General features: G+C 37.9%; 4 protein-coding genes. All 4 read right to left on the reverse strand.

All coding sequences use genetic code 11. The features are described 5' to 3' along the window. On the reverse strand, positions 1-755 hold a 755-nt coding region (sigF, locus tag V7068_RS02480), incomplete at its 3' end, for an RNA polymerase sporulation sigma factor SigF (protein ID WP_499710836.1). 12 nt (positions 756-767) lie between these two features. After that, positions 768-1,208, reverse strand: a complete 441-nt coding sequence (gene spoIIAB / locus V7068_RS02485) for an anti-sigma F factor (RefSeq protein ID WP_119115632.1) — start codon at positions 1,206-1,208, stop codon at positions 768-770. Between the two features lie 3 nt (positions 1,209-1,211). Continuing rightward, positions 1,212-1,562 carry an anti-sigma F factor antagonist gene (spoIIAA, locus tag V7068_RS02490; protein ID WP_499710837.1) on the reverse strand — a complete coding sequence of 117 codons (351 nt, stop codon included), beginning with the start codon at positions 1,560-1,562 and terminating at the stop codon, positions 1,212-1,214. Positions 1,563-1,694: 132 nt separating this feature from the next. Further along, positions 1,695-2,861 carry a D-alanyl-D-alanine carboxypeptidase family protein gene (locus V7068_RS02495; RefSeq protein WP_499710838.1) on the reverse strand — a complete coding sequence of 389 codons (1,167 nt, stop codon included), beginning with the start codon at positions 2,859-2,861 and terminating at the stop codon, positions 1,695-1,697. Positions 2,862-3,198 lie beyond the last annotated feature (337 nt).

Consider the following 3,198-nt stretch of genomic DNA (forward strand, 5'->3'; position numbering starts at 1 on the left):
TGGTCTTTCATTTGTTGTAAAATTTTCTTTTCCAGCCTAGATACTTGAACTTGAGAAATCCCAAGTCTCGAGGCTACTTCAGACTGCGTTTGATCTTTATAGTATCTTAGAAATACAATTAACCGCTCTCGTTCATCCAATTCATGAATCGCTTCTTTTAAAGCAATCTGATCAAACCATTTTGTATCGCTTTGGTCCGCAATTTGATCCAGCAGCGTAATGGGATCACCGTCATTTTCATATACGGTTTCATGGATAGAGGATGGATTACGATTAGCTTCTTGCGCTAAAATAATGTCTTCTGGAGAAAGCTCCAAATGTTCGGCTATCTCGTTCACAGTCGGAACGCGTCCATACGTCTTTGAAAGCTCTTCTTTAGCACGGCGAATTTTATTAGCCATTTCCTTTAAAGAGCGACTTACTTTAACTGTACCATCATCTCGAATGAAACGTTGAATTTCACCAATAATCATTGGTACAGCATATGTTGAAAACTTGACTTCAAACGATAAATCGAATTTGTCAACAGACTTTAATAGACCGATACAACCAATTTGATATAAATCATCCGGCTCGTACCCTCTATTTAAGAAACGTTGAACAACGGACCATACTAGCCTTAAATTACTTTGAACGATTAAATCGCGCGCTTCTTGGTCCCCGCTCTGGCTGCTTCGGATTAGTCTCCGCAATTCTTCGTCTTTTAAATGGACCTGGTCTTTTTTTGTTTTCCCGTTCTTAACCTCCACATCCATAGGCAAGTCTCCTTAATTGCACAACGCTTTATTTCTCGCTAAGTGCTTTTTTAATCGTATAATGGTGCCTTCGCCTTGATGAGAAATCACATGAATTTCATCCATAAAGTTTTCCATAATCGTAAAGCCCATGCCGGAACGTTCAAGCTCGGGTTTTGTCGTAAAAAGCGGTTGCTTCGCTTCCTCTACATCATCAATACCGATACCCTCATCACGAATTGTCAGTTCAATAGTGTCTCCATCTAAGATGACTGCAATATAAATCACACCATTTGGGTCATTTTCATACCCATGAATAATCGAATTCGTAACGGCTTCCGATACAACCGTTTTAATCTCTGTTAACTCATCCATTGTTGGATCCAGCTGGGCAATAAATGCTGCAACGGTAATTCTGGCAAAGGATTCATTTTGACTTAATGCCGAAAATTGAATTTCCATTTTATTTTTCATCATTTACGCTACCCCCAGTCTTTGCAAAGCGTTCTTTTCTGATCGTTCTACTTTCAAAATTTTAAACAACCCGGACATTTCAAATAACCGCTTTACAGCTGGGGAAATTGCACAAATAACCATTTCCCCTTTATTTTTCTGAATTTGCTTATAGCGTCCTAATATCACACCAAGTCCTGAGCTATCCATAAAATGAAGCTCTTCCAAATTCAATACAATATGCTTTATCTGATGCTTTTGAATTGCATTTTCTGCTTGTGTACGTAACTCCTCCGCTGTATGATGATCTAATTCTCCATTGAGGCGAATTAATAATACGCCATTCTTTGCTTCCAGTTGAATAGCAAGACTCACACGAAACAGCTCCCTTCTCTCGTTTCTATATGAGTCAAATTCTCGTTTTCTTTACTATTTTCCTTCTTATAGGCAAAAGTAGTGTTCATTCGCCTAAACTAGTACATTTATGTGTGGATATGACATTTTATGCTATTTTGTTTGTGAAAACATGCCGAATGCACGCTTATATAACTGCCACCAGCTAGCTTCCTCCACTGATTCTTTAGCAATAATTGGTGATTCTACGTATACTTTTCCGTCTTTCTTCAATTGAAGTGTACCAATTTGGTCTCCTTTTTTAATCGGTGCCTTTAAGTCTTGATTCATCGTAATTTTCTTTGTAAAGTCTTTAGCTGTACTTCCTTTTTTCGTCAAAATCGAAATAGGTTCACTTGTTACACCTGTAACCAGCTTCGACTCTCCTTTGCTCACTTTAGCCTCAGCTAGTTTTTCATCCTTTTTATAAATCGGATGAGTTGTATATTGTGAAAAAGCATAATCTAACATTTTAGTCACTTGAGCATTACGTTCTTTTGGAGTAGAGGCCCCAAATACAACGGCAATTACCCGCATATCTCCTTTTTTAGCAGTAGCCGTTAAACAATACTTTGCTTCTGCTGTATATCCTGTTTTTAATCCATCTACACCTGGATAAAATTTTACTAGTCGATTAGTGTTGACCAGCCAAAACTTCTTATCTGTATCTTCACGAAGATAATCTTCATACGTACTCGTAAACTTCGTAATTAATGAATATTTCAATAATTCTTTTGCCATAACAGACATATCGTGGGCTGAGCTATAGTGATCAGCTACTGGAAGACCTGTTGCATTTTGAAATTTTGTATTTTTCAAGCCTAGCTGTGCGGCCTTTTCATTCATCTTTTTCACAAACGCTTCTTCTGATCCTGCTAATCTCTCTGCCATCGCTACCGATGCATCATTAGCTGAACCAATCGTAATCCCTTTGAGCATTTCTTCGGTTGTCATTTCTTCTCCTGGCTCAAGGAAAATTTGTGAACCACCCATGGAAGCCGCATATTCACTCGTTCGGACTTTTTCTTTTAAAGAAAGCTCTCCTTTTTCAATCGCTTCCATAATTAATAACAACGTCATAATTTTTGTCATGCTAGCAGGGGAAAGCTTTTCATTCGAATTTTTATCGTATAAAACCGTTCCCGTATCTCGTTCAATCAAGATGGCTGATTTTGCATTTTCGGCTAGCTCTACTTCTTTTTTTTCTACGGCTTGTGCATAAGGAATTGTCAAGCCTGTTGTTAATAACATCGTTAAACATAGAGAAAGAATCCGCTTCATCTCCATACCCTCCATTCTGTATAGCATTTATTTTTACCACTAAATCCAAATTTATACAGAAGCTATTTTAAAAGTTACGCTATATTAAACAATCTTGTTGATTGAACGATTTGGGCATCATTGGACCCAAATGAATAAAAAGGACACCTCAACTATTGAGATGTCCTTTTGTCACTATATTTACAGATTTCTGCGAAAAGAAATCCCATTACGGTGCGCTCGCACCCTCTTTAGGGATGGGGTGAATGTGCGCTCAAATGCGGTGTGCAGATAAATTATCGAAAATACGTTCTGTACACCGTGCATTTGAAATGGTATTATTTGGTGTATAGGATGT

Source organism: Bacillus sp. JJ634, assembly GCF_036962285.1.
Taxonomy (GTDB): domain Bacteria; phylum Bacillota; class Bacilli; order Bacillales; family DSM-1321; genus Peribacillus; species Peribacillus asahii_A.

What these genes read in the sequence shown, in the direction of transcription:
- spoIIAB (WP_119115632.1), bottom strand. Translation starts at nt 1,208, where the DNA reads ATGAAAAATAAAATGGAAATTCAATTTTCGGCATTAAGTCAAAATGAA.
- V7068_RS02495 (WP_499710838.1), bottom strand. Translation starts at nt 2,861, where the DNA reads ATGAAGCGGATTCTTTCTCTATGTTTAACGATGTTATTAACAACAGGC.